Genomic DNA, 26,798 nt, shown 5'->3' on the forward strand with positions numbered 1-26,798 from the left:
GCTGCGTGACTGTGTAAATTGGATTTCATGAGTTTCAAATGTAATCGGCTGTGGCCCATTCTCGTTTTCAACCAAAGGTTCGTTGCTGTTGCAGGAGGCAAATGTGAATGCCATGAAAACGACACCTGCCCCTGTGATATATTTGTGATTCATCTTGTCGGATAAATTTATGAAACTGTTAAGGAAATAGAGTTAGTTGAGATCAATGGATGTGTCTCCTTTACCATCGTCCCAGCCATGTGTGATGACTGAATATTCGATCTGGCCGCCAAGGATGGGATCGCCGGTCTGCTTCAGAGGATCGGGAGTTGCAGTCGTAAATCTCAGATCGTCCAGCATTTCATCAAGATTTGTCTGGTCCGGGGCAATGTAGCCCACGCCGCCGTTTGCTCCGCTACAAAATTTGACAGTGAGGAAATATCTGCGCTGTGGCATCAGAGTCATGAGTTCGGAGGGCATCGGGATTGCAATCCATGCGTATTTGTCTTTCTGCGCAGGATAGATCTGGATGTAGTTGTCGTTCGTACCTTTGACAGAAATACGGGCAAGGAGTGAGATATAGACTCCATCCCGGCTGTTGCCCGGAGTCCATGATTTGCTCATCACCTGAGGAATAAGGAACATGTGTTCAGGCTGATCGGGGAATATGATAGCAAAAGTCTTGTCCTCCGTAGATTGTCTTAATGTCGAAGGAGAAACCTGCCCGGAGGAGAGCTTGACAGTCACGTATGAATCGGTTTCCCTTGGAGTGGACCAGTATGGGGTAATCGCGTCAACTGTGCCATTGATGAGAGCATAGTTTGGCGAGGTGAAATCTGAATTCGTACCTATGTTGACCAGCTTCATGGCTGCGACCTCATATTTTACATCAGGATTTTCACAGAAGAAACCGGCCAGAAAAGCGGATGTGATATGATGCAGCTTGAGGTTGACATAGCTGGGATGGTTTGCACAATCAGCGATATTGAATCCGGCCAAGACATCAGTGCCTCCATATACGTCAGGCTTATAGTTCTTGATTTTCATGACATAGCCGTCCGAGACTTCCACGCTCCCTTTAAGGGTTTTGGGTGAGTAGGCGTTGAAATACATTGTTCCGGTGTTGGGCCAGGGATAATAGAAGTTGTCTGCCGGCCCCCATCCGCGGCCGTTGTATGTGAAGGCCTGATCGGAAAAATAGTTGTGGTCAGTGTTTCTGTTATGTGTCGCTGTCACGCAAAACCCGATACTATAAAAGGGGCCTCCGTTCATGATCATGCCTTGGCGGCTGGTGCTTTCTACATTGGGCTGGAATTTGATCAGGTCGTTGTCCGGCGCATTTGTGATGGAATCCTGTGAACATCCGACCGTCATGGCGGCAGAAAGGATTATGCAGGAAATATGTAGCTTGTTCATGTCTTAGGGGTAATCAAAAAGTTGTTAGAAAGGTTTATTGACGTTGTCTGTTTCAATAAAGGGATTGAATGAATGGCTGATGCGGATGTCACCGTTGCTGACCAGATCGCCTCCTTTTTTTCCGGGGAGCGGATCCGGATCAATGTCAGGGTCACTGACCGCACCGGGAGCCGGGTCCAGGCGACCGCCATTGGCCATATCGACTGTGATTGTGTAAAATTTGCCAGGCTCAAAATTGATGTTCACAGGCACTGCGACCAAACCGTATTTGTCGCCTTTTTCGGGGAAGAACTGTGACAGAGTGTTATATTGGTTGTCTCTGACCCACATTTTGCATTTGATTGCGATATATGCACCGTCCGCAGTTGCTCCTTTGGTCCACGCACCGCTTTTTGACAGATTCTGGGGGATGATTTTGAATGCATAGGGCCAGCCTTCTTTCATGGCTGTATACGATGACGGTGAGTTTGCGGAGCCTATGAACTGCACCGGACTTGTGTTTGAGCTTGTGAACGTTTTGGGGCCTGAAAGATTGCTCCAGTCCGAGTTGGACAGTTCCAGATCATAGTCATCGGCGAGAACCGGATACGTGAAGTCTCCGGTCGATTTGATGCATGCCAGGCGAATTCCGGCCACGTCGTATTTCATCGCCGGATTTGTTGAAGTCACTCTTACCTGAACGGCAGACATTGCATGTTTGAATTTCATGCTTACGGTGTTGGTTGTCGAGCCGAGGGCCTCGCGGCTGTCTTCGGCCACGAGAAGATCCACATGGTCTTCAGGTTTGTCTTTTACGGTCACTCCGGTCAGCTTGCGGCTCTCAGGAGCTATTTCCGGAGTTCCTCCGAAATCGACCGGCGAATAGGCAAAGAAGGTCAGATGATAGTTCGGGAAGTGATATGCGCCGCCGTCAGAGGGTTTGTAAGGCGAGCCTTTTCCTCCGCGGATCATTAAATCGGTAAAGAAATTGGCATCGTTACCGATGGCGGTGACGGCGAATTCAGATGGCGGATAGCCGGGTTCGGTATTGGCACGGCTCACATTTTCAAGCGAGGCCTGGAAACTGATCTCGTTGGCTGATGCGGGAGCGTCAACAGTCTGGTCGTCGGAACATGCGGCGAGCATCAGGGTTGCAATAGCTGATCCAAAGAGGTATTTTTTCATGAAATCTGGGATGATTGGATTTATAAGCTTTTTTGTTTTTCTTGGTGACCGGAAGAGGAACATTCAACCTCGTCCGGCCTGAGGTGTGTAGAGTCTTAGCTGATAAAAGTCAGCCGGAATGACCGGTCTATTTATCCATTGTAATTATTTGTCCGTTCTGTGCGGTCCAGTCGCTGACAGTGACTGAATAGCTGATTTCGTGCTCGATGATTGGTCTTATCGGAGGATTGATCGGGTCGGTATAGCCTCCGCCTGCGAGATCGAGAAGGATGTTGTAGGTCTTGGCCGGGTCGAAGTTGATATTGAAGGGGATACAGATATAGTCGGCATCGCCTGTTTTCGGCCAATAGAGTGTCGAGAAGTCACCGTCTGATTTGCGCAGATAGATTTTGCATTTTACTCCGAGGTAAGCACCGTCAAGGTTGTCACCTTTTGTCCATGCGCCGAAATCTTTCAGGTGCTGGGGAATGATCATGAAGCTGTTGTCGGCCTCGGTTAGAGGGGTACCGATGATTTTTGATGGATTGAGTGTGGTGCCGTATTCATAGCCCTGGATGCTTACGGGAGCGTCCAGTTCGGCAATCAGATCTTTTGGGGTAGTGAGGTTGTTCCATACCTGATCGGCTGTCTTCTGGTTGAGATACAGCATGTTGGTGCCGTCGTTGGCCGGATAGTAGAAGTTGCCTTTGGAGTTGATATGGCCGATTTTGATACCGTAGACATCTACTTTCATTATCGGATTCGAGCAGATTGCATTGAATCTGATCTGCGAGAGTGTGTGGTCGAATATCAGACCTACGTTTTTGCGGATCCATTCGTTTGGCATTGAATTCTGAGCCGCCAGAAGGTCTATCTGCTTCGATATATCGGATTCTACGGTGAAGTCTTTCAGTCCCATTGTCAGGCTTGTTCGGTTCTGGGTGGTTGTCAGAGGGGCGTTGGCGGGGGAATAGGCGCAGAATTTGAGTTCTTCGGAGGGCCACATGTATTTGCCGTTGCCGATCCATTGCGAACCTTCGCGTTTTATCACAAAGTCTTTGAAATATACGAGGTTTGAGAGTTCGCCTGACATTGCTGTCACGCTGAAGTCCCGGATGGTTGCAGTTGTTGTCGAGGTGGCGCGGGAGTTTCCGTTGACTGCTGTGGTGAAACTTATGCCGGGTGCATCAGGTGCATTGACTGTCTCGTCAGACGAACAGGAGGCAATGGCCAGCGCCGGAAGGATAAAGAGAAAAGATGACTTTTTCATATCGTGATAGAGGGATTGTTTTGTTAGGGTGTAATGTAGAGGGGGATGAGGCAAATTCAGGGGGTGAGCCTGTTACATAAAGACAGAGCCGCCGGTAGCCGGAATCCAGTCGTTGAGGGTGACTTCGAAGTCGAGTTTGCCTTTGACGATGGTTTCACCGCCGGAATTACCCTGGGGTTCTGTTTTGCCGCCGCCGGTGAGATTGAGGGTGATGGTATAGCTCTTTCCTGGCTGGAAATTCACGTCAAGCGGTGTGCACATCCATTGGGCCTCGACTGTTTCAGATTCAGACTGTGGAGCTGTCGGCCAGAGGAGTGTATGGTATCTGCTTCCGTATTTTCCGTCACCGTCGCCGCGGCTCATCCATATCTTACATTTGACAGCTATGTAAGCGCCGTCTTTTTTTGCAGTGCCGGTCCAGGCGCCTCCGTTTGAGAGATCCTGTGGAAGCACGAAGAATGCTCCGTTTTCTACTCTTGCGGTGAAGTCATAGGTTGCGTTGGAATACATGTGCTCTTCATAGACATCGAGCACATAGTCCTGAGGTGTTTTCAGGTTGGTCCAAAAACGGTTGGCCGGGCTTTCGGCAACGCCGATTGTGTTGACTCCGTGGAGTATGGGGAAGGTGAAATCACCGGTCGAGTTCATGTTGCCGATCTTGATACCGAACACTTCGACGTGCATCAGGCCGTTGGTGTGAGTCGCTTTGATCTCGACTCTTGACAGTGCGTGTTCGAAAGCCAGATTGACTTTTGACTTGTTCATGAGGTTTGTGCATGCGTTTTCAGCGACAAGGAGGTCTGTCTGATTGAGCACATCAGGTTCGACGTGATAGCTTTTCAGAGTTGTGAAGACGCCCTGTCGGTTTTGCTCTACGGTCGATGAGGCTGCGTTCGAGGGTGAGAACGCGAAGAAACTGAGTTGTTCTTCTGGCCAGGGGTAGCTGCCGTTGCCGGTCCAGCTGTCATTTGTACCTTGGCGCTTTAGCTCATAGTCTTTGAAATAGATGTTGTCAGATGAGAGAGCGCTTTTGAGAGCTGTCACAGCGAAACTGTTGATTGTCGCAGTGGTAGTGGACACCGAGCGGGAGGTTCCTTCAACAGCCGCGCTGAAGTCGATGCCCTGAGCAGCAGGTGTATTGACAGTCTCGTCAGAAGAGCAGGAGACAAATGCGAGAGCGCAGAGGAGAAGGAGCAAATATGACTTTTTCATTGGATATGGTTGATTCGAAGATTTTTGGTGGTGAAATTACATTCGGGTAGACGTGTCGGCCAGTTCCCACAAGCTTGATGATGCTTCATATTCTATCGTGCCATTGAGTACCGGAGTTCCGCCATTGGGAGTCTGGTCGCCGGGCGCTATGAGACCGCCGTTTGTAATATCGACATTGAAAGTGTAGTGATAACCGGGCTGGAAATCAAATTTCAGAGGAACAGCAACGGTAGTTCTGCGCACAAGTTCAGTTTCATAGGCGTCTTTGCTGCTTTTCTGCATGATTCTGCAAGTGACGTAAAGATAGGCGCCGTCAGGTTCCGGTCCTCCGGTCCAATATCCGTTATTTGTGGTGTTGACGGGGAAGACAAGACATTCGCCGACAGTAGAGAGTCGGTTGTTGCCGTCGACGAGCAGTGTCTCAGAGGAATTCGTCGAAAAATTTCCGCGAAAACCGTCGGGAAAGGTCCAGCATGACTGTGTCACTTCGATTTCTTCTTTGTCCGTACAGTCCGGATATGTGAACGTGCCTCTGTTAAGAGCATTGCCGATGCCGGCGCCGGAAACTTCAAAGCGGAGAGCCGGGTTCATCTGCTTGACCTTGATTGTCACTTTTGACAGAGCATGCTTGAATGTCATTTTGACTTTGGGATCATGCCGGAGATCGCGTTTGCCGTTGGCGGCAACAATCAGGTCAAGATTTTTGTAAGATGCGAGCTGTACGTTGGTGATGGCCTGTTTCTGAGGTGTGATGTCTGTGTAGAAACGATAGCGTGTGCCTTGGCCGGGAGATGTCATACCGCTTAATTCATAGCTCCCACCGGGAGCATAAGCGATGAATTTCAGACGCCATTCAGGAAAATAGAAATAGTTGTCGCCTGAGGGAGACCAGGATCCGGCTGCATTTTTGCTCACCCTATGGTCGAAGAAAAAGTTTTCAGTGTTGTGGCCCGGATCCGAACTGAAAGCAGATACGAAGAATTCCTTGAAACTCTCAGGGGTGTGCATTTCAATATCCTGGCTGTTGCCACGGCTGCAATTTTGCAGCACAGGGGAGAAAGTTATGGCATTGTCTTTAAGCGCAGGAGCGTCGATGACTTCATCGGAGGAACATGACGCAGCCATAAGAAGAGCGGGAATTGACAATAGCAGAAGTGATTTTTTCATTGCTGGTCTATTAGGAGGGTGTTTAAAAACAAGGGTTAGAATCTGATCGAAAGTTTTTTGTTTTCGTGGTGACCGGGAGAGGAACATTCAACCTCGCCCGGCCTGAAATGGGGGGGGGAGATCCGGTGGATGGCTATTGCCGTTGAGGCTGCTTTGCTTCAGCCGGATATGCCCGGTTTCTTATTTGTCGGAAGGTTTGAAGTCAACGACGCTGCTGACAGGAGATCCTGCGGGATACCATTCGGTAACAGATACGGTGTAAGAGATTTCACCGGGCAGGATTTCGGGGCCGGGGCCGGGACCGGGCCAAGGTTCCGGATCAATGTCGGGATCCTTGGGATCATCAGGATTGGTGTTGTTTGGATCGCGATAGCCACCGCCGTTGAGGTCGAGGCGGATAGTGTATTTGTAGCCGGGCTGGAATTTTAAGTCAAGCGGCATTGCAACGAAACCAAACTGACCTTCGTTGTCGTTTTTGACCTTCGGGAAGATCTGAGTGCGGCCACCCTTGTTGTCGAGAGTGTAGATGCGGCAGAGAATGGAGATGTATGCGCCGTCTGCATTTTTGGTGTCGATCGACCAGGGGGTGAGGTTCTGGGGGATCATGATGAAGCTGCCGTCAGTGTCCTTCATGATTGAAGTTCCGTCCGGATGGGTGTCGCCGGAATTTTCCATTGCCATGTTGAGTTTGGTGAACGCTTTTTCGCCGTAGCCCTTCTTTGTGATAAAGTCTTCGGCATCAGAAAGCATTGACCAGGCAGTGTTGTTGATCATGTCCATTGAGGCTCCGTGAACAGCAGGGTAAGAGAAGTTGCCTTTTGCATAGAACTGGCAGATCTTCACTGCATTGATCTCGTATTCGAGGGTGGGGTTGGTCACGCGGGCATTGATGTCGATGGCGCTCATTGCGTGGCGGAAGTTGAGTTCGACGCCGTCCTTGTTGTAAGAGTAGGGATAGGCGTTGGCAGCATAAAGCAGGTCGACTTGGTCAGCCGTAGGACGCACCACCTGGAAATCGCTGATCTTCTGAATGTCTTTGGTGATGACGGGTTTTCCGTTTACTTCAGCGGGAGAGTAGGCGAAAAACTTGAGGTCGAAATCAGGCCAGTAGTAGAGGTCGCATGCCCATTTTGCGCCTTCGCGCTTTACGAGGACATCGTTGAAATAGTTTGATGCCTGGTTGTCGCCAAAAGAGGTTACAGCGAAATTGCTGATTGTTGCTGTGGAGGTCAGGCCACCACGACCGGTGTTTTCAACGCTTGCACGGAAATTGATGCCACTGCCATTGGGTGCGCTTACAGTCTCGTCTGAAGAACAGGAAGCGAGAGCAAGAGCCGGAATGGTGAAAAGCAATAATGACTTTTTCATTTTCGGTGATTGTTATTAAATAAAGTTTATTGTTAGGATTTGTATTGCAGGTTTGAATATGCTTGCCATAGGCCTTTACATCGGGAGAACAACCTCGACTTCAGTCCAGTCTGACACACCGACCTGGAAGCCTCCTTCGTCATCGGGATCACCCTGGATCGGTTCGGGGAATTTCAGACCGTCGATCTTGATGTGGACATTGCGGTAGTCACGGGCGCTGTGGACCTGTTCGGTGACATCGAAATCCTTGTACCATCCGCTACCGTCGGCAAGGACAGCATAGATCATCATCTGATGCGATTTGTGGATATCGGAGCGAGAGCCTGTCGGGAGATGGCCGAATACCTGGAAAGCGCCTTCGATACGGGTGTCGCTCACAGCTGTTCCGGAGAAGGGGATGATCGAGTGTTCGCCGGGATGCGAGCGGCTTGCGAGAAGCATTTCAGGCGACATGCCTGAGATTGTGCCTGCAATCTGGCGCACGAATTTCAGGTTTTCGCAGTTGGTGATCTCGTAGGTGTAGTGACAGAGGATGTCTTCAGGTCTGAACTCAATGGTGTAGTTGATATCCGGATGGGCTATTGTTGTGCGTCTGATCGTGTCGCAATAGATATCATCGGGATATGCCATACAGATTTCGTCTTCAGTACCGCGCGCTACCGGGGTTGATTCGGATCGGGACTGCATCCCTTCGAGCACATCGGCCTTACGGGTGCGGGCAATGAAGGTCGACATTGAGAAGGTGTCGTAAAAATGTGCGAATTCAGTGTCCGAGTTGACGCAGATCGCTTCGTAGTTGCCAAGAGGAAGTGTGACTTCGCCTCCACGCGGTCCGACGAAGTCGAAACGCATCGGCTGTGCCTCGGCATCGTCGAGGTTGTAGAAGTAGACTGTCATACCGGCCGGATTTGCAGTCGGGCAGTTCCGCCAGTCAAACGCTATGTTGACGTTGGCCGAGTGCGGGTGTGTATAGCATAGCTCCTTGTGGTCACACGAGGTCATTGCAAGGGCTGTGGCAGTGGCTGTTATCAGGGTCTTGAGGCAGTTGCTGAGTTTCATTTCGAACCTCCTTTCTTCTTGTTGTAGTTGTCAGTGCCGATCAGCCACACGAGAGAGATCTCAGCTTTTGTCGGACCGAAATAATTGCGTTTTTTGGTAGACTGCCATACGTAGTGGCCGTCCATTGGCTTGTAAGTCTTATAGCGGCCCCACATGTATCCGAGACCGAGATTGAAGTCGAGGTTGAGGTGACGGGCGATCGGGAGGGAGAAACCGTAGGAAACACCGGCGGCATAGTTGTATTTTGATCCCTGCCATCCGCGGCCTCCGAATTCGATGTCGTATGTGGCCAGCTGGGCGTATGCGCCGATATGATGGCCCTGAAGCGGTTTTTCAAGGGCGAGGGGGCCGAACCACCAGCGGCCTTCGATGTCACCGCCATAGATTCGCCAGTAGCGCTGATGGTGGTCACACTTCCACCATGAGTACATCCAGTTTGCGGCTATTGACCACTGGTCGGCGAATGCGACTTCGATTCCGATGTTGGGGACGAGAAGTGCATCATAGAGCATGTTGGTCTTGACGGCTGCATACCAGGGAGTCTTTGGACAGAAGCGTGGAATGGTGTCATAGACCACAACCGTATCGCGGACCACGATTGTGTCACGGACAATCTTCTCGATCGTGTCGCGGTGGTGGATGGTCTTGCCTTTTTCGACAATGACAGTCGGGTTTGGAACGCGCTCATACCAGACAATCAGTTTCGAGGAGCGCAGCTCCGGGAAAAGGTGCTGATACATATAGCGGTAGGGAACTCCTCCATGAAGGGCTTTGAGGCGGGCGAAGCCGGTTTCTGCCTGTGGAGAGTCGATTTCGATCTCATAGATTATATCGTTGAGGAGATCGAGAACTCTGTCGCGGTAAGGTACTGACGGATCGTTTCTTACGGCTTCGCGCAGACCGGTCCAGTCGCGGCCGAGAAATTTGAACGTCGTCATGTTTTCCGGCAGTTTACCGTAGCGTTGCAGATAGGAAAAGATTGATTTCGCACGCTTTTCCGACAGTTTCTGGTTCAGAGCAACCGAGCCTTCCGGAGAGGCTCCTCCGACCACCATAGCTCTTGTCAGCCGGTAGATCGAGTCGGAATAGCCGTTTTGCAGCGAGTCGGCGATACGCTGCAAGGCGCGGCGGTTGTTGGCAAAGTCAGGGTCGAGATTGGTCTTGGCTACCCTGAAGCGGATGTCAACCGAGTCAGTAATGACCGGCTTTGCCTGGGCCGGATATAGGAAGCCGGCCAACAGAATGAGCAAAAATAGCTTCTTCATGCGGGTGAAGTCATAAGGCGATTTTCCCGGAAAAACGGTACTCTTCGTCTTATATGGATTTAAGAGTTAAAGTATTATTATGATTAGGTGAGAATCTGCTGCTGTGGATAAGACAGTAGAACAAATGATAGTTGAAGTGAAATTGTGTTTAGGGTTTGTAGTAAATGTGATGATTGATGATTTATGTGGGGAAAATGTAAGAAAGATCAGGTCCTGCTTACAATTTCAGGTTTGTCAGAAATGCTTAGGTCTGTAAGTTTGGTTGTAGAGTCGCCTTAAGAATGAAGGCTTGTAAAGATGTCAGGTAAAAAGCAATATTTTAACTTTTCAATCGCAAATGTAAGTAAAATTTTTACCCCCCCAATTTATTAACATATATTAACATAAAATGACAGGCTGTTCTTTTTGTGTTAATATTTTAGTTAAAATGAAGTCAAAAAAATGATAAATAGGGCAAAGTGGCGGCTATGGGCAAAAAATATGGTCCGGCTGCAAAAATTTGCAATCGGACCATATAGAAGTATTATTCAGGCTTGACAGAAACTGTCAGGCCTCGTTTGCTTTTCAGGATCAGGCGTTTTCGGGACGGAGTGTGCGGACGGTAGCACCTGCGCGCCACATTTCGCTTTCGCGGAGGGCCTTGAGTTCCTCTTCGAGTTTTTCGCGATAGTCGGGCTGGGTGTTGGAGTCGATCGAACGCTGTGCCTCACGGCCGGTCTTCACGCTTTCGTAAAGGTCATAGACCACGGGTTTGATGGCGTCGTGGAACGGACCCATCCAGTCGAGAGCGCCGCGCTGTGCGGTGGTCGAGCAGTTGGCATACATCCAGTCCATGCCTTTGGCTGCGAAGAGGGGCATGAGTGACTGGGTGAGTTCCTCGACGGTTTCGTTGAAGGCTTCAGAGGGAGTGTGGCCGTTTTCGCGGAGTACTTCGTACTGGGCTAAGAGCAGACCCTGGATGGCGCCCATGAGTGAGCCGCGTTCGCCGGTGAGGTCGCTGACTGCTTCGCGCTGGAAGGTGGTTTCGAAGAGATAGCCTGAGCCGATGCCGATGCCGAGGGCGAGTGTGCGGTCAAGCGCACGGCCTGTGGCGTCCTGATAGACTGCGAAGCTGGAGTTGGTGCCTTTGCCTTCCTTGAAGAGGATGCGGAGCATTGTGCCGGATCCCTTGGGGGCTACCATGATCACGTCGACGTCAGCAGGGGGGACAACGCCGGTGCGGTCGCTCCAGTTGATGGCGAAACCGTGGCTGAAGTAGAGGGCTTTGCCGGGAGTGAGGTGCTTTTTGATCACAGGCCACTGGGAGATGACTGCTGCATCGGAGAGGAGACACATGATGACGGTGCCGCGTTTGCAGGCTTCTTCGATTGAGAAAAGGGTTTCGCCTGGAACCCATCCGTCGGCAACGGCTTTGTCGTATGTTTTGCCTTCGCGCTGGCCAACGATCACGTTGAAGCCGTTGTCACGGAGGTCGAGGCCCTGGCCGGGGCCCTGTACGCCGTAACCGATGACTGCGATGGTTTCGTCTTTGAGTACTTCGCGTGCTTTTTCGAGGGGGAATTCTTCGCGGGTGATGACCGTTTCTTCAACACCGCCGAAATTTAATTTTGCCATAATGAATTGGGAAATTTGTTATATTCTTAGTTTTATCAGTTTATCGTGTTTATGGATGGGGGCCGATTGTTTGTGCCGCTGCTCAACGGGCTTTGAAGCGGATGCGTGCGAGGCAGCAGGGGGTGTCGCCGACGCTGATCCGGGTGTCGCTGACCGAGGGATCGTCTGCATGGGTTGCGCGGCGGGCTGTCGCGGTTTCTCCATAGCGGGCTTCGTGTTTGAATGCTACTTCAAAACGGGCTATGCGGTTGCAGTCATAGAAGTCGAGGGGCCAGAGATCGGTGATGAGGTCGATGTAGCGCCGTGTGGTGACGTGACGGTTGACGTCGATGTCAGAGACGGCAAAGGTATAGGCCAGTTCAGCGTCACTGTCGGTAAGCGGATTGATTTTGCCTCCGTTGTCAATGCCTGAGGGAGTGCCGTCGATCATGTCGAAGTCTTTCCAGATGGGAGTGAGATCGCCGGGACGGCGGGTGGTCATGTTGACGGCCATCCATGTCGAATGGGCGCGGAGGACTGTACGGCCAGTTCCGGCATCTGTCATTTCGAAATTTCGGTCCGAGAAGAGCCGGTTGGCGTTTTCAATCCAGGTCGTCATGCGGTATGAGCGGTTGACCGTCGGGGTTTCTTCAAGTTCGATGGTCAGCCGGCTGAGCACCCAGGAGATTCCTTCGCGGATCATGCGGTCGAAGCCGATGCCGAGGCGGTTGGCGTGGGCTGTCGCTACGTCAATAATCGTGGTCACAAGGCGCGAAAGTGGCATTTCGCGCTGCGAGTTGACCTCTGCTGCCGTTAAGAAAAACTCTGTGGTGTATTTTTTTTCTGCCATGTAGCCGTGTTGCTTGGGCTTGTTGTATACTTTCTATTCGGAGACGGGCTTGCGCAGTGCTTCGCCGCGGGCTTCCTGCTCTTCAAGGTAGCGGGTAAAGTGCTCGGTCGGAGATTTTGTGATGCAGATGCGGCCTGAACGGATGAACTGGAGAATGCCGTATTGGGCGAGGAGATCATAGAGGGCCTGGGTGTCGCTTTCGTGGCCGGTCTTTTCCAGGATGGTGTACTCGCGGGTGAGTTCGAGGATGCGGGCGTTGTGGACGCGGATGATGCGCTCGAAGTCTTTTTCGTCGAGTAGTTTCTGGGTGGGGACTTTGTAGAGGGCTACTTCCTGGTAGACAATCTCGTCGTCGGTATATAGGAATGCCTTGAGCACATCTATGCAGCGTTCGATCTGCTTGATGACTTTCTCCATTGTCTCGCGGTCGCTGTTGCAGGTGAAGTTCATCTTGTGGATGCCGTGGACAGAGCTTGCGCTTGACGAGACGCTTTCGAGGTTGAGTCCGCGTCGGGTGAAGATGATGGAGATGCGGTTGAGCAGTCCCACCTGATTTTCGGTGAATACGGATATGGTAAACAGTTTTTTTTCCATCCTGAGAGTGTGTGGCTTGCGTGTGAAGTTTGACAGAGGGGCGTTTGATCGGGGAGGGCGTTTGAATGCCTTTGCCTTTTAAGCCTCGTATTTGTCGGTGGTGTTGATGAGAATGTTGTCGATAGCTGAGCCTGGGGTGACCATCGGGAAGACCATGTCGGTCGGATCGATGTTGACGTTGAGCATGTATGCTCCGTCATGGGCGCTCATGCGGGCGATAGCTTCGTCGAGCTCGGCGCGGCAGCTGACATTTTCTGCGGGGATGCCATAGGCGGCGGCGATTGCGATAAAGTCGGGATTGACCATCGGAGTGGCCGAGAAGCGGTTGTTGTAGAACATGGCCTGCCACTGGCGGACGTTTCCGAGATAGTTGTTGTTGAGAAGTATTATCTTGACTCCGACGCGGTATTCAAGTATGGTGCCCAGTTCCTGCATGGTCATCTGGAAACCGCCGTCGCCCATGTAGGCGAGGACTTCGCGTCCGGGATCGGCGAGTTTGGCGCCGATGGCTGCGGGGAGGCAGAAGCCCATTGTGCCCAGACCGCCTGAAGTGATCATGCTCTTGGGTATGGTGTAGTTTGAATAGCGGGCGCTCATCATCTGGTTCTGGCCTACGTCAGTCACTACGATGGCTTTGTTGCCGGTCGCTTCTGAGATCTTGCTGACAACCTCACCCATGCGCATGGCTGATTCCGGGCCGAGATCTTTCGGGGCGGTCTCGCGTTCGATCACTTCGGCCAATTCTACCTTTTCAGGATGCTCGAATGTCGCAAGCCATTCCTTATGCTCGGCTTTGTTGATCAGCGGAAGCAGCTCGCGGAGGGCATTCTTCGCATCGGCATGGATCGCGATGTGAGCTTTGACATTTTTGTTGAATTCGGCGCAGTCGATGTCAATATGGATTATCTTTGCCTGCGGGGCATAAGATTTGAGCACTCCGGTGACGCGGTCGTCAAAGCGCATGCCGACAGCAAGGATGACGTCGGCATTGTTTGTGGCAATGTTGGGGCCGATGTTGCCGTGCATTCCGACCATGCCTTTGTAGAGGGGATGGTCTGAGGGGATGGTCGAGAGACCAAGAAGGGTTGCGGCCATTGGAATGTCTGCTTTCTCGGCGAGAGCGAGCAGTTCGGTCTCGGCTTCCGACAGCATGACTCCGTGGCCTGAGAGTATCAGGGGGCGTTCGGCCTTGTTGAGCAGCGAGGCGGCGGAGATTATGTCGCCCGGTTGCAGCTGCGGGTCGGGATTGTAGCTGCGGATATAGTTTGTCTTTTCGTAGCTCCAGTCGAGAGTTCCGACCTGGGCGTCACGCGTGATGTCGAGCACCACGGCGCCAGGACGGCCGGTGGTCGCGATGTAGAAAGCGCGGGCCATTGCCCAGGGAATCTCTTCGGGTCGTCTGATCTGATATGCCCATTTGGTGATAGGCTGGGTGATGCCGATCACATCTGTCTCCTGAAAGGCGTCCGTGCCCAGAGAGGCTACTCCCACCTGTCCGGTAATGACCACTATCGGAGTGCAGTCGATGTTTGCATCACCGAGACCGGTGATTACATTTGTGGCCGCAGGTCCGGAGGTGACAGTGACGACACCTACACGGCCTGATGCGCGAGCATAGCCCTGTGCGGCGTGGACAGCACCCTGTTCGTGGCGGGTGAGGATGTGGCGGAGCGAGTCTGCGAAGTCATACAGCTTGTCATAAAACGGCATTATCTGGCCGCCGGGATAGCCGAAGATCGTGTCTACTCCTTCGGCAAGCAATGCACGGCATATAGCTTCTGCCCCTGTGATACGTTCACTCATACTTAGTTTATCAGTCAGAATTGGGTTGGGTGATTTTTGATGTCTGAAGAAGGAAGAGAGGTCGGGTTGTGGCTGCGGATCAGTCGTCGATGTGGCGGACTCCACCTTTGTCAGCCGATGTGACCATCGAGGCATAGGCCCGGAGGGCGAGGGAGACTTTGCGGTCACGGTCGCGGGCGGTGAAGGCCTTGGTTCCGTGGGCTTCTTCCTGTTTGCGGCGCGAGGCCAGTTCTTCGTCGGAAAGACGGACGTTGATGCTTCTGTCGGGGATGTTGATCTCGATGATGTCACCGTCGCGCACAAGTCCGATGTTGCCTCCGTTGGCGGCTTCGGGGGAGATGTGGCCGATCGAGAGGCCGGATGTGCCTCCAGAGAAGCGTCCGTCGGTTATGAGCGCACACTCTTTGCCGAGGTGCTTGCTCTTGATATAGGATGTCGGATAGAGCATTTCCTGCATGCCCGGTCCGCCTTTGGGACCTTCGAAGGTGATGACGACCACGTTGCCGCTCTTGACCTTGTCGCGCAGGATGCCGTCAACGGCGGCTTCCTGGGAGGTAAACACCTTGGCGGGACCGCTGAAACGGAAGATGCTCGGATCTACACCGGCTGTTTTCACCACGCAGCCGTCCTGGGCGATGTTGCCTTTTAGCACTGCGAGACCGCCGTCTTTCACATAGGCATGGTCCATGTCGCGGATGCAGCCGTTGGCACGGTCGGTGTCAAGTTCGCTGTAATAGCACATCTGCTTGCCCAGCTCGGTGGTGCGTTTCATGCCGGGAGCGCTCTTCCAGAGTTCGTCAGCCAGGCCGTCGAAGTTTTTGCCTCCGACTGCATAGCGTTCCATGGCATCGGCGAGGGTCAGGCCGTCGACACGCTTCACCTGCGGGTCGATCAGTCCGGCATCAGCGAGGATTTTCATGATCGAAAGTATGCCTCCGGCACGGTTGACATCCTGGATATGATAGTTGGAGTTGGGGGCCACCTTGCAGAGCACCGGAGTGCGGCGCGAGAGCGAGTCGATGTCGTCCATCGTGAAATCCGCACCGGCTTCGTGGGCCACGGCCAGCAGGTGGAGCACAGTGTTGGTCGATCCGCCCATTGCAATGTCGAGAGTCATGGCGTTGAGCATTGCCTGGCGGGTCGCAATGTTGCGCGGAAGCACACTGGTGTCGCCGTCGCGGTAGTAGGCATAAGTGTTGCGCACGATCATCTCTGCGGCTTTCTTGAAAAGTTGCAGGCGGTTGATGTGAGTGGCGACAACAGTGCCGTTGCCGGGGAGGGCGAGGCCTATGGCTTCGTTCAGTGAGTTCATTGAGTTGGCCGTGAACATGCCTGAGCAAGATCCGCATGTCGGACAGCCTTTGCGTTCAAGTTCGGTGACAGCATCGTCGCTGACAGTGGTGTCGGCAGCGTCTATCATGATGTCGATAAGGTCTACGGCGCGTCCGTTGACTTCACCGGCTTCCATCGGGCCTCCGGAGACGAAAATGGCTGGAATGTTGAGGCGCATGGCGGCCATGAGCATTCCGGGAGTTACTTTGTCGCAGTTTGAGATGCATACCATTGCGTCGGCCTTGTGGGCGTTGACCATGTATTCGATCGAGTCGGCGATCATGTCGCGCGAGGGAAGGGAATACAACATACCGTCATGCCCCATGGCGATTCCGTCGTCAATGGCTATGGTGTTGAACTCGGCAGCGAAACAGCCGAGTTTCTCAATTTCCTGCTTGACGATCTGACCTACTTCATGGAGATGGGTGTGGCCAGGCACAAACTGAGTGAATGAATTGACAATTGCTATGATCGGCTTGCCGAACTGCTCTTCTTTCATGCCATTGGCGCGCCAGAGGGCGCGTGCGCCGGCCATTCGGCGTCCTTCTGTGCTTGTGGCGCTGTTTAATGGGAAACTCATGAACCTTTTAATTTATTAAATTAAGTCACAAAAATACGATAATATGTTGTAAAACACAAAATTTATGTGCTTAATTTCCGTTTTAATTGGTTATTTGCTGACAAAATGCTAATCAGACACCCTCTGTCAGTGCCTGAATGTGTGTAAAAAAATAAGATCACTGACTTGTATCAGTGATCTTATCTGAGATTTGGTAGCCCATAGGAGAATCGAACTCCTCTTTCAAGAATGAAAATCTTGCGTCCTAGCCGATAGACGAATGGGCCCTTTCTTAACCAAGATAGCTTGTCAGAAATTGCTGGTCAAGCTGCTGTCTCTTAGCCGAGCTTTGCGATGTGGTGAGCGAGCTTGCTCTTGAGGTTGGCGGCTTTGTTCTTAGAGATAGACTGCTTTGAAGCAAGACGGTCGAGCATAGCGCCTACTTTGCGGAATGCTGCTTCAGCTTCTGCTTTGTCAGTCAGTTTGCGAAGGCTGCGGACGGCGTTGCGGGCAGTCTTTGCGTAGTAACGGTTGCGAAGTCTACGGGATTCGGTCTGACGAATTCTCTTGATTGACGATTTATGATTTGCCATCGGTTAATTTTATTGTTCCTGATTAAGTTTAGTAGCCCATAGGAGAATCGAACTCCTCTTTCAAGAATGAAAATCTTGCGTCCTAGCCGATAGACGAATGGGCCTTCCCAAAAGCGATTGCAAAGTTAGACAGTTTTTTTATCACTTGCAAATTTTTTAAGAAATTTTTAGGATTTACCTGCAAATTTCCCTAATTTTGCCTTAAAAAGCACCCGAAATCGGACTTTCGGGTTGAATGATATGACATACCACCTATATAAATAAGGCAGCAATGAACCTACATTTTATAGCGCTGAAGGCGACAAAACACAGCGACACGCAGTCGATCCTTGCGGCTTACAGCCGTGAGTTAGGGCGGGTGTCCTTCGCTTTGCCGGCGGGAGCCGGAAAGGCGGCGGTGCGCATGCGGGCGCTGACGATGCCTCTTTCGCTGGTCGAATGTGCGTCCGATCCCCGACCCGGACGTGAGATCCTGCCGATGCGTCAGGCTGTGCAGGCTGTCGCTCTGCCCGAACTTCATACGGATCCGTTCAAACAGATGGTTGCCATGTTTCTTTCCGAAGTCCTTGCCGCGGTTTTGCCCGGCGGCGGTCCGGATCATGGGATGTATGATTTTCTTGAAACGTCGGTGAGGATTCTTGAAGCGGCTGACAGCCGGCAGACGGCCAACTTCCACATCTGTTTTCTCTACAATCTCGGACGGCGGCTCGGCATAGAGCCTGATGTCTCGACCTATGTTGAAGGGAGCATTCTCGACATGGCAGACGGCACATGGCGTCTGACGGCTCCTCTCCATCGTGACTATCTTCTGCCTGAGGCTTCCGCTCTGGCCTGGCGGCTGTCGCGCATGACTTTCGCCAATATGGACCGCTTTCGCTTCAACCGCAACGAACGCAATGCTATTCTTGACGGGATTCTTGAATATTTTTCAATACACTATGTGTCGATGCGCCGTCTGCGCTCACTTGATATTCTACGCTCATTGCTTTGAGCCGCCACTCGGCCAGCGCTCGCCGGTGGGCGCGGTAGGTCAGATAGCGGTTGAGCAGCATCCCTGTCGCTGAAACCACAACAACAATTATCATAATTCCTATCCATAGGATGAACGAGCGGTCGTCAATCGGAGCCATAGTCGGTTGGGCGTGTTTTGGTGAGTGTTGCAGAGTTGATCTTTTATTCTCTTACAACACCAGGCTCCCCCGGATGTTTTCCGGAGACTGCTATTTTAACAGTCTGTCAGCTGTCGCCTCTCTGCGGTTCAGTCATCGATTGAGGTGATGCTGATAATTTTGTCGATTCCCTTGCTGCGCGCGGCCACGTAGGTTCCGGCTTTATGGCCGTTGTGTAGAACGGTCGATGCATAGAACGATTTGCCGACGCTGAAAAACGGTGAGACCAGGATGTCGCCTGCCTGGAGCTTGATGTTGGTCGAGCTTATTACTTTGAACATGTCGGTTCCGATCTTCTCGATGGTGCAGCTCTTGACGCGTCCCCATTCGAGTCTGACCTGCTCGCCGGTGAGCATGGCCGAGGCTGTGTCCGGTGTCAGAAAGTCGGAGTCGTCATCCATTGGCGCGGTCTCATCAGGGGTATCCTGAAGTTGACAGAACTTGGCCCAGTCGCTGAACCCGTTGAACCGGGCCAGAACGGAGAGTACTGTCGTTGACGGAGAGTGGGGGTAGGTGACGTAGCCCCAGAGCCTTTTCAGTGTTGACTGGCTTATTTTCTCGCCGGTCTTTTTCTCGATTCGTATGATAAGTTTGTCGAAGTCTCCGGGCGTATGGCAGCCATGGCCGAGCTGTGTCTCGGTCAGAGCGCGGAGGCGGTTTATCAGTAGGTCTTTCTTGTCCATAAATTTTGTGGCACAAAAATACAAAATTAATACACGTCAGCTATTGCACGGGATATTAACCTTGTCTTTGTGAACCAACTTGAACCAAAATGGATGGCAGAAGATCGCCCCCGCGGGCTTATCTTTGCATCGCCTGAATAATTCTAAACCAAACATAATTCAATGGAAACTCAATCTACAAAGATATGTCCTTATTGCGGAGAGACTATTATGGCACAAGCTGTAAAATGTCGATGTTGTAAAAAAATGCTCGACGGAAGTGGGCAGGTACACTCGGACTTAAACGAAGAAATCAAGACTGACGTCGAATTGGACTCTGAATCGAATGATGCAGCTTTAAATGCATCTGCAGACGGAAATGAAGAACTGTCCAAAGAGGAAGAGAAAGCAGTGGATCGAGCTGCGAAGCGAACGGCTTTTGTTTTTTTGATTTTGTTTCTGTCGTTCTTTTGGGGTGTTTTTGCTATGTACGGTTGGCAATGGCTTGAACATGGCTCCAAAGGTGCCGGTGGAAAAGCGATTGTATGGTTTGGCTGGGCGTTATTTCTAAGTATAAGGTTAAAAGGTTTGATTAAAGAAACTTTTAATGCCGAGAATTAAAAATCATATAAAAATCAATCATTATGAAAAGTAAGACAACTGCTGGTGTTTTAGGGATTCTCCTTGGTGCTTTTGGCGCAAATTATTTTTATCTTGGCAAACCGGGAAAAGGTATTGCCTGTGTGCTGACATGCTGGAGTGGAGTCCCAGGTTTAATTGGGCTTGTAAAAGGAATTCAATATCTTACTATGGATGAAACCACGTTCCAGTCGAAATACGGCTCGAATTGAAATTGACGGGTCGCGTTGCAGCATAACCCTGTGATGCGACCCATCAAATTTATCAAAAAAGTAATTGCAAAATGGAAGATCAGAATCATAAGACGTGCCCTTTCTGTGGCGAGACAATACTGGCGAGTGCCAAAAAGTGTCGTTATTGCCAGAGCTGGCTTGACGGGCGCGAGGAACCCTCAGGGATAGTTCCGGTGTCGTCTAAGCAGCCTGTCGCTGAGTTGGTTCAGGCAGAAACGGTCGTTCCGCAAGTTCAGAATGTGCCGCCGCAAGTGATTATTGTCAAACAGGGAGAAGAGGGAATGAGCAAAGAAGAGGCCTCTAAATTTTATGAGAAGAAAAAAGAGCAGGATGAGTCAATGGAATGGCTTTATACTGAATCTTTGATCATATCGGCGCTTTTTGTGGCTTGCACTTCTTATCCGTGGTGGTTTGGCCTGATAATATTTATTATTATGTGTGCATTGTGCAGCCTGCGGTTTCTAAGAATTCTGTTCTGCATTTTTGCTATTCTGATATGGACCGGGATTGGAGCCGGAATTGGAGCTCTTTGGAATTCTGAGGTACTTGGTGGATGTTTGGCCGGGATTGCCGGCGTTTGTGCTCATTGGGGTGCTATCAGAAAGCAAGTCTAATAAGAGTGTAATGATGACCGGGGAATGCCTTTGGGAATAGAAGTCGAGAATGCGCCCTGGATTTATGTGTAGTAATATGAGAATAAGAAGATTTTTATTACCGGCAGTGGCAATGTTTCTTGGATTGATCACTTCATCCGGACTTTCGTCTTGCACGTCTGAGGATCTGTCAGATAGTGAAGTGATACAGCGGTTTGTGGAGTATGCCGAAAAGGAGGGCCGGAACAAGGGGATTTCCGTTATGGGAGATTCTGATGACTCTCTGACTTTGGCTAAAATAACAAACAGCGCCAAAGTGGACAATCAGATTGTGGTGCTTGGTTATAATGAATCGGCAATGGAAACATTCAGGAAAGCACTGCTTGAAGAATTTTTTGATAGCAAGGATAATTCGCTTATGACGGCATTGATCAACAAAGAAAAGTCGCTTGAGATTATTCTGAGCGGAAAGGTTTTGTCTGTGTCCGTTGTGTTCACTCCTGAAGAACTTGCTGAATATAAAAGATATAAACGATGAAGATCATACAAAAATATTTGGTCGGAGCTATGACTGTCCTGGTTTGCTCAGCGGTTTTTTCGTCATGCTCTATGACCGAGTGGCATTATGACGATGTTTTGTCAGGGATTGAGGATACCTGTGATGGCCTTGATTATGTACTTGACGAAACTTACACGGATATAATCAATGATTATGCCGATAATATTTCAAAGCGAGAAAAAGGCGCGGAAGCCGAATTTTCTGATTTTATGTCGGAGCTGACCATTACCTATCCGTACAATTATTTTGTAAGTGGTATGGTTTCGGGCCTGTTTGGAGTTATAGGTGATATTTTCATAGAGGCAAATGATGAGACTATCCGTTCGAAGTCAAAATCGGAATTGCTTGACAAAATAGTGGATGGCCTTGATATTGAAACTATGCTGGTCTATATATCTCTTGTTCAAAAAGAGGGTTCTGTGGTTTACTGCTATGAGACATCCGGTTTTGATGACAAGGAGATTGAACTGACCACAAAAAATCTGCAGTCGATACTTTCAAATGTGGACTACAATGTGCTTGCCGGTTCCTCTGAATAATACTCTGGAGGGAGCCACGTTTGGTGTGTGAAATTATTCAATGGATTCAAATATCTTAGTATTAACCAATTAATTACATTTAAAATGAAAAAATTAAGTTTTTTACTCATGGCGCTTGTTATGGTCGTGATGACATCATGCTCTTCAGGTATTGATACAAAGAAGTGCAATGAATTGCTCAACAAGGATTATCAGACCCTTTCTACCTCTGATATGGAATATCTTGCTGATCAATATGATATTTTAGTGACTGAAATCTCTCAGGCCTCAGATCCCGCGGCTTGGTTCGAAGCAAATTCTGATAAGGAAGAGCTTTTTACGAATTTTGCCGGATTTGCGGTCTATTGTCAATCCGTAGACGTTCCGTCAAGCGTTCAGAAAAAAATGGAATCAGTGATGAAAAAGATGAAATCAGTGATGTAACAGGGGCGCGATTTTTTCAAATTGTAAAGACTGAAAGACTTATTCTGCAATTCATTAATAGATATAGATGCGGCAGAATTTGAATTTGGATTTGAGGCCGTGCTGCATGAAAATGCAATGCGGCCTCCCCAAATTGAACCAATCAAAAAAAGTAATTGCAAAATGGAAGCTCAAAATCAGAAAACGTGCCCTTACTGTGGCGAAACAATACTGGCGAGCGCCAAGAAGTGTCGTTATTGCCAGAGCTGGCTTGACGGGCGCGAGGAGATGCCGGCTACTGTAACCTCCGGCGGTGCGGTAGAGTCTGGATTTGTGAATGAGGAAACAACCGAAGATCAAGGATGTGGATTTTCTCATGGAACGATAAATGTATTATTTTTAATAGCGATACTCTGTGTGCTTGTCAGTACAGCCCATGATATTGATGATCTGTTTTACAAAGGCGGTATAATTCATCGGAGCGTGAGTGGCTGGGCTGTGGGTATTGTGCGGCTGTTGTGCTATATCCCGTCATGGATTGGAATAATTGTCGGAGGTGTGGTCGGTGTCCTTTTCACAAAGGCTGTTAAGACGAAACTGAAAAACGATCGCATTCAGTCGCCCGGCGCAGGGTTGATGACCACTCTCATTGTACTGGAGTGTCTGGTGATACCGATTGCTCTGATTGTAGACATGGTTGATGGTATGGGTGAGGATGCAGAGATAGGAGCCGGACTGCTGGCATGTCTTGTTGCGCTTCCGTTGATGATAGTAGGTATTATTGTCGCATTTAAATTGTTCAGACTCTCATCCGGTTATAAAAAAGCCTGTGGATGGCTGCTTGCCGGGCTTGCCGTAGAGGTGATTTTTTATTCTTTGCCCTCGTCTGCTAAAGACATTGGCGTCTGGGTTGGTCTGCTGGCGGTGATAGTCAATTATTATTTTTGTAAATCTATTGTTAATATCCTGACTTCTGATGCGGATGAAAATGAATAGGCTGATCAATATTATGGTCTGTGCGCTGCTTGTGCTTGTGTCCGTGGGCTGCAGCGATAAGGAGACGGAACGGAAACTCACAGGTTCCTGGATCGGCGTGACCACGGACGATTCCGAAGGCGTGCCGGTTGAGATTGCATACAGGCTTGACCTGAACGGGTCCAACAAAATGAAAATGACTATGTCAGTCTCGATGATGGGCTTCAGTGATATCATGACATTTTCATATAAAGGTGGCTGGAAGGCTGACACTGAAACGATCTGGCTTGATGTTGACGGTGGTCTTGATGTCAGAATCGACTCCGGACTGGAGCTGCTTGCCAATATGATCGGAGTCAGCACATCGGAACTTAAACGTGAACTGCGCCGGGAATTCGAATCTGAAATGTCGGGTTTCTCATATATGGATATCGTGAAACTCAGCGCAGATGAACTTGTGGTTGAAGAAAATGGCGAAAGAGTCTATTTCAAGCGTGAACGTGCTTCGGAATATTCCGGTTCGTCCGAAGCATCACAGGCCACGGAAAGCTGCCAGGTCGAAGGTGATTATTTAGTCGAAGGTGATTATTTATCGGAGGTTTCGGAATCATCGGCTCCGGAATATGTGACACTGAGGGGTAAAATCGGTGGCAAATATCCTGTCGAGATGCAACTGGATGTTTCTGATCTGTCTGATATCAGCGGGCGTTACCGCTACACGGCGTCAGGGTCCGGTGACTGGCTTGATCTGAAAGGTGATATCTATAAGCAGCACCTTTCGATGAAGGAATACAACGAAAAGGGTGAATGCAGTGGTTCTTGGGAAGGAGAGTGCTTTGATGCCGAAGATAGCGGCTGGAGTTTCTCCGGAACAATGACAAATTATGCAGGAAAAACATTTCAGGTCAGTCTGAATCAATAAGAGGATGTGCTGACTGGAAAATAATACTTAAATATAATGAACGGATATTTGAAAATGGCGTTGCCGGCAATGGTTTTCGGCTTGATGCTGACTTCATGCGAGCAGACGTTGACAGAAGATGAGAAAAAAGTTATCACGACAGACATTCCCAAAGAAATGTTTCGGGAAATTGTCATGGCGACTGCTGATGAGCTTGATGATTTTCTGTGGGACGGTGTTGTACGCTATGCCGAGGAGACAGGTGACAGGGTGCAGCGTAAGATAGACGAGAGAAACAGGACGGCGGCCTTCATGGGCGGTAACATGTTTGATTTCGCGGAACTGTTCGGAACATCGACAAATGAGATCTATGCCAAGGAATATAACAATTATATATTGTATGCTAACAATCATCGTTCAGATTTGCTTGAATTGGTCAATAAAATGTCAGAGGTGATAGCGAATAACCCGTCGATAGCATATAGTTACGCCTCCGGCTGTCTTGACCAGGTTCCGATGAGTTATTTTCAGAAAGTAAGCAGTGATCTGCCATCGTCTATTAACGAGATTTTCGTTGGTGGTACAGACAACCTGACTATGGACAGTTCTGATAAAGTCAGCTGGGGCGAGGCTGTTATGGGAGAGTATAGAAGACCTCGCCTGTCATCGTCGGCGGTCTTGTGCGCTGTCCTGCGGACAATGGGTGATGTCGACAAACCCAAGGCTGTTTATGCGGTATATGATGATGAACGCGAAGCATGGGAGGTAGGCTACAATAATAAAGATGCCTATTTTGTCACATTTGAGATCAAAGGCGATGTGCTTAGATATGAATACTCCCCGACGCGCTATTCGGCAGAACTCGCCAAATCGGAACTGAATGCGTTGAACAAATAATCCATCCAAAGATATTTGGTGAAACATCCTGTGAACTTGTTTAATGACCTTTGAATCGGTACTGCGTGGCTCTTGATAGGTCAAGGTGTTATTGATAAGGATTATACAGCGGAGCCGCCCTGATTTTTTTCGGGGCGGTTTTCTATTGGTGCTGGCGCAGAATTTCGCGCAGGCGGTTGATTTCGGCATTTTCAATTTCGATGGCTTTTGACGGCACGTCATAGGCTTCGAGAGCCCATGACCCGTCGGCTGTCTGCCAGACCCTTTCGGAAACATTATAGGGGACCGGATTGGGGGAGAGCGGTGCAGGCTTGCCTACACGCGCGAATGCCTTCATCTCCTTGTCGAGGATCTCGGCTGTATGCTCCGTCTCGTATTTCTCGATGAAAGCAGCCATGCGGATGCTGAACCATGTTATGTGTTGCAGCGGATTGTGTTCCTGATTGGCGGTGTAGATCGGATAGAACCAGCGTATTGCCTCGTCTTTGGCATTGATGCGCCACAGACGTTTGCGCGCTGTGACATATGACCGCTGTGTCGACACCGTGTCGCACATATCCAGATGTCTCTGAAGATGTATGGCCGAAACCTGCTGAGTCTTCTCATAGAGGATGGCCAGCAGGCTGTCGTTCTTGAAAGTCGAGGAGGCAGAAAGCATGGCTGTCGGGCTGGTCTGTGTGAGCGGTAGTGGCTCTGTCAGGGGTGATTCGGCTGTGTGTCCGGATGGGTCTTCAGGAAAAATCTGCTTCTGAGTTGCGATCGGGACTGATTCTGAGTAAGTGTCGGCTGATGGACGGATGTCGGCTGTGGGAATGGCAGTGCGCGCCGTATCGGTGTCAGACCGGGCGGAGTTTTCTGTAATTGCAGTTGGTGGCGGAGCCGGAGTTTCGCCGGTAAATCCGGCCTCGTCAGAGCCTGACGGCCAAAGGTAGATTGTGGCGGTTGCGGCGATGGCGGCGATGGCTGAGAAGATGGCCGCGACTCTGCCGCGTTTCAAGGCTTTACGCCGACGGTCTATCAGCAGCGGGATCGAGGCTGCCGATGCGGGACGCATGTCGGGATTCTCCGCGGTGCATTTTCCGGCAACGGCAAGCGCCGCCTTGTCGTCAGGCAGGAGTTCGCCTATGATGCGGCCTATGGCGAAGACGTCGATTCTCGGATCGGTCGGAGCCTCCGAGGCAAACTGTTCGGGAGCGGCATAGCGGGGAGTTCCGGCCGATGCCTTCATGGCGCTCCACACATCGCCGTCGGCCGCTCCGAAATCAATCAGTCTTACCGTATGTCCGCGGCGGGTAAGCATGATGTTTGACGGTTTCAGATCGCGGTGGACCAGCCCCTGTGAATGTATGTAATCCACGGCGTCGCAGATCTCCCGAAGTATGCGCAACCGTTCCTCCGGAGGTGGCAGCACCCCGTAGCCGAGGAGCTCTTTGAGCGAGGGGCCGTCGACAAACTCGCAGACGATCGTATCGCCAAGCCCGTCGACAGGCTCATGGCTGATGGTCTGCGCTATGTTGGGGTGGGAGAGCCCGAAGCCTATTTCGAACTCCTTGCGGAGCAGCGCACGGTGGAGAGGCGAGGCGGAGTAGATCGGGAGAAGGGCCTTGACGGCCACGTGGCGCCCATAGCGCGTGGCGCGTATCACCCGACACCATCCTGCGGCAGAACTGTGGATCTCGGCGCCCAGACGTATGACATTGTCAAAGATCATATCGTCTGCGCCGATGAAGCCTGAATCTGTGATGGTGTTGGCTGATGTCATTTCTGTGGTGGCTCTGGCGGTGGTTTGCAGGCTGTTATTAGCCTTTGGCGGTATGCAAAATTAGCGAAAAAAATCAGAAGGGCCACAAAAATATGCAGTCCGGTGAAAATTTTTTTGGTAGATATTTGGAAATTGCTTACCTTTGTGCTCGCAAAAAGATGCCAGGTTACACGCATTTTTATTTGTTCGGGGTGTAGCACAGTTGGCAGCGCGCCACGTTCGGGACGTGGAGGTCGGAAGTTCGAGTCTTCTCACCCCGACATT

The 26,798-nt window shown here is 50.5% G+C and carries 26 protein-coding genes and 3 tRNA genes; 11 read left to right on the top strand and 18 right to left on the bottom strand.

The features are described 5' to 3' along the window. Window positions 1–192 precede the first annotated feature (192 nt). The 16 genes from K2H17_RS08200 to K2H17_RS08275 form a co-directional block, all read right to left on the bottom strand. Complete coding sequence (locus K2H17_RS08200) at window positions 193–1,395, bottom strand: fimbrillin family protein (protein WP_300133647.1); 1,203 nt, start codon at window positions 1,393–1,395, stop codon at window positions 193–195. Window positions 1,396–1,419: 24 nt separating this feature from the next. Beyond that, complete coding sequence (locus K2H17_RS08205) at window positions 1,420–2,559, bottom strand: fimbrillin family protein (protein WP_300133650.1); 1,140 nt, start codon at window positions 2,557–2,559, stop codon at window positions 1,420–1,422. A gap of 127 nt (window positions 2,560–2,686) precedes the next feature. After that, window positions 2,687–3,808, bottom strand: coding sequence for a fimbrillin family protein (locus tag K2H17_RS08210; protein ID WP_300133652.1), 1,122 nt, complete (start codon window positions 3,806–3,808; stop codon window positions 2,687–2,689). 72 nt (window positions 3,809–3,880) lie between these two features. After that, window positions 3,881–5,020, bottom strand: coding sequence for a fimbrillin family protein (locus K2H17_RS08215; RefSeq protein WP_300133655.1), 1,140 nt, complete (start codon window positions 5,018–5,020; stop codon window positions 3,881–3,883). 36 nt (window positions 5,021–5,056) lie between these two features. Next, a complete protein-coding gene (locus K2H17_RS08220; protein WP_300133658.1) occupies window positions 5,057–6,187 on the bottom strand; it encodes a fimbrillin family protein in 1,131 nt (376 codons plus the stop codon). A gap of 180 nt (window positions 6,188–6,367) precedes the next feature. Then, window positions 6,368–7,555, bottom strand: coding sequence for a fimbrillin family protein (locus tag K2H17_RS08225; protein ID WP_300133661.1), 1,188 nt, complete (start codon window positions 7,553–7,555; stop codon window positions 6,368–6,370). A 75-nt stretch (window positions 7,556–7,630) separates the two neighbouring features. Further along, a complete protein-coding gene (locus K2H17_RS08230; RefSeq protein WP_300133663.1) occupies window positions 7,631–8,614 on the bottom strand; it encodes a DUF5119 domain-containing protein in 984 nt (327 codons plus the stop codon). Further along, the gene (locus K2H17_RS08235; RefSeq protein WP_300133665.1) at window positions 8,611–9,879 is read right to left on the bottom strand and encodes a DUF3575 domain-containing protein; all 1,269 of its coding nucleotides are present in this window, start codon (window positions 9,877–9,879) and stop codon (window positions 8,611–8,613) included. The genes K2H17_RS08230 and K2H17_RS08235 overlap by 4 nt, the downstream gene beginning before the upstream one ends. 570 nt (window positions 9,880–10,449) lie before the next feature. Continuing rightward, complete coding sequence (ilvC, locus tag K2H17_RS08240) at window positions 10,450–11,493, bottom strand: ketol-acid reductoisomerase (protein WP_300133666.1); 1,044 nt, start codon at window positions 11,491–11,493, stop codon at window positions 10,450–10,452. An 82-nt stretch (window positions 11,494–11,575) separates the two neighbouring features. Next, window positions 11,576–12,322, bottom strand: coding sequence for an acyl-ACP thioesterase domain-containing protein (locus K2H17_RS08245; protein WP_300133668.1), 747 nt, complete (start codon window positions 12,320–12,322; stop codon window positions 11,576–11,578). A 33-nt stretch (window positions 12,323–12,355) separates the two neighbouring features. Beyond that, complete coding sequence (gene ilvN / locus K2H17_RS08250; RefSeq protein WP_300133670.1) at window positions 12,356–12,916, bottom strand: acetolactate synthase small subunit; 561 nt, start codon at window positions 12,914–12,916, stop codon at window positions 12,356–12,358. 78 nt (window positions 12,917–12,994) lie between these two features. Continuing rightward, the gene (gene ilvB / locus K2H17_RS08255) at window positions 12,995–14,719 is read right to left on the bottom strand and encodes a biosynthetic-type acetolactate synthase large subunit (RefSeq protein WP_300133671.1); all 1,725 of its coding nucleotides are present in this window, start codon (window positions 14,717–14,719) and stop codon (window positions 12,995–12,997) included. 79 nt (window positions 14,720–14,798) lie between these two features. Beyond that, window positions 14,799–16,631 (bottom strand): dihydroxy-acid dehydratase, encoded by a 1,833-nt coding sequence (gene ilvD / locus K2H17_RS08260; RefSeq protein ID WP_300133672.1) that lies wholly within the window; start codon window positions 16,629–16,631, stop codon window positions 14,799–14,801. A 191-nt stretch (window positions 16,632–16,822) separates the two neighbouring features. Continuing rightward, window positions 16,823–16,897 (bottom strand) — tRNA-Glu (locus K2H17_RS08265). Between the two features lie 51 nt (window positions 16,898–16,948). Next, window positions 16,949–17,203, bottom strand: coding sequence for a 30S ribosomal protein S20 (gene rpsT / locus K2H17_RS08270; RefSeq protein ID WP_160630559.1), 255 nt, complete (start codon window positions 17,201–17,203; stop codon window positions 16,949–16,951). 32 nt (window positions 17,204–17,235) lie between these two features. Further along, window positions 17,236–17,307 (bottom strand) — tRNA-Glu (locus K2H17_RS08275). A gap of 167 nt (window positions 17,308–17,474) precedes the next feature. Between K2H17_RS08275 and K2H17_RS08280 the strand changes: the two genes are divergently transcribed. Then, window positions 17,475–18,194: a DNA repair protein RecO C-terminal domain-containing protein gene (locus K2H17_RS08280; RefSeq protein WP_300133674.1), complete on the top strand. Its 720-nt coding sequence runs from the start codon at window positions 17,475–17,477 to the stop codon at window positions 18,192–18,194. Window positions 18,195–18,461: 267 nt separating this feature from the next. On the opposite strand, the gene K2H17_RS08285 is transcribed toward K2H17_RS08280, so the two are convergent. Further along, window positions 18,462–19,055 carry a hypothetical protein gene (locus K2H17_RS08285; RefSeq protein WP_300133676.1) on the bottom strand — a complete coding sequence of 198 codons (594 nt, stop codon included), beginning with the start codon at window positions 19,053–19,055 and terminating at the stop codon, window positions 18,462–18,464. A 162-nt stretch (window positions 19,056–19,217) separates the two neighbouring features. Here K2H17_RS08285 and K2H17_RS08290 point away from each other — a divergent pair, with 162 nt between their 5' ends. The 9 genes from K2H17_RS08290 (at window position 19,218) to K2H17_RS08330 (ending at window position 24,772) form a co-directional block, all read left to right on the top strand. Then, window positions 19,218–19,655 carry a hypothetical protein gene (locus tag K2H17_RS08290; RefSeq protein WP_300133678.1) on the top strand — a complete coding sequence of 146 codons (438 nt, stop codon included), beginning with the start codon at window positions 19,218–19,220 and terminating at the stop codon, window positions 19,653–19,655. A 23-nt stretch (window positions 19,656–19,678) separates the two neighbouring features. After that, window positions 19,679–19,885: a TM2 domain-containing protein gene (locus K2H17_RS08295; protein ID WP_300133680.1), complete on the top strand. Its 207-nt coding sequence runs from the start codon at window positions 19,679–19,681 to the stop codon at window positions 19,883–19,885. Between the two features lie 71 nt (window positions 19,886–19,956). Next, window positions 19,957–20,520 (top strand): hypothetical protein, encoded by a 564-nt coding sequence (locus K2H17_RS08300; protein WP_300133682.1) that lies wholly within the window; start codon window positions 19,957–19,959, stop codon window positions 20,518–20,520. Between the two features lie 76 nt (window positions 20,521–20,596). Then, window positions 20,597–21,037: a hypothetical protein gene (locus tag K2H17_RS08305; protein ID WP_300133684.1), complete on the top strand. Its 441-nt coding sequence runs from the start codon at window positions 20,597–20,599 to the stop codon at window positions 21,035–21,037. Next, the gene (locus tag K2H17_RS08310) at window positions 21,034–21,597 is read left to right on the top strand and encodes a hypothetical protein (protein WP_300133686.1); all 564 of its coding nucleotides are present in this window, start codon (window positions 21,034–21,036) and stop codon (window positions 21,595–21,597) included. The genes K2H17_RS08305 and K2H17_RS08310 overlap by 4 nt, the downstream gene beginning before the upstream one ends. Before the next feature lie 84 nt (window positions 21,598–21,681). Continuing rightward, the gene (locus K2H17_RS08315; RefSeq protein ID WP_300133687.1) at window positions 21,682–22,020 is read left to right on the top strand and encodes a hypothetical protein; all 339 of its coding nucleotides are present in this window, start codon (window positions 21,682–21,684) and stop codon (window positions 22,018–22,020) included. 162 nt (window positions 22,021–22,182) lie between these two features. Further along, window positions 22,183–22,995 carry a hypothetical protein gene (locus K2H17_RS08320; protein WP_300133689.1) on the top strand — a complete coding sequence of 271 codons (813 nt, stop codon included), beginning with the start codon at window positions 22,183–22,185 and terminating at the stop codon, window positions 22,993–22,995. Continuing rightward, window positions 22,988–23,896 carry a hypothetical protein gene (locus tag K2H17_RS08325; protein WP_300133691.1) on the top strand — a complete coding sequence of 303 codons (909 nt, stop codon included), beginning with the start codon at window positions 22,988–22,990 and terminating at the stop codon, window positions 23,894–23,896. Before K2H17_RS08320 ends, K2H17_RS08325 begins: the two co-directional genes overlap by 8 nt. Before the next feature lie 36 nt (window positions 23,897–23,932). Beyond that, the gene (locus tag K2H17_RS08330) at window positions 23,933–24,772 is read left to right on the top strand and encodes a hypothetical protein (RefSeq protein ID WP_300133692.1); all 840 of its coding nucleotides are present in this window, start codon (window positions 23,933–23,935) and stop codon (window positions 24,770–24,772) included. Between the two features lie 142 nt (window positions 24,773–24,914). Here the strand turns inward: K2H17_RS08330 and K2H17_RS08335 are convergent, their stop codons facing one another. Continuing rightward, a complete protein-coding gene (locus tag K2H17_RS08335) occupies window positions 24,915–26,534 on the bottom strand; it encodes a serine/threonine-protein kinase (RefSeq protein WP_300133694.1) in 1,620 nt (539 codons plus the stop codon). A gap of 187 nt (window positions 26,535–26,721) precedes the next feature. Between K2H17_RS08335 and K2H17_RS08340 the strand changes: the two genes are divergently transcribed. Next, a tRNA-Pro gene (locus K2H17_RS08340) sits at window positions 26,722–26,794 on the top strand. Window positions 26,795–26,798 lie beyond the last annotated feature (4 nt).

The organism is Duncaniella sp. (assembly GCF_029054785.1).
Classification (GTDB): Bacteria; Bacteroidota; Bacteroidia; order Bacteroidales; family Muribaculaceae; genus Duncaniella.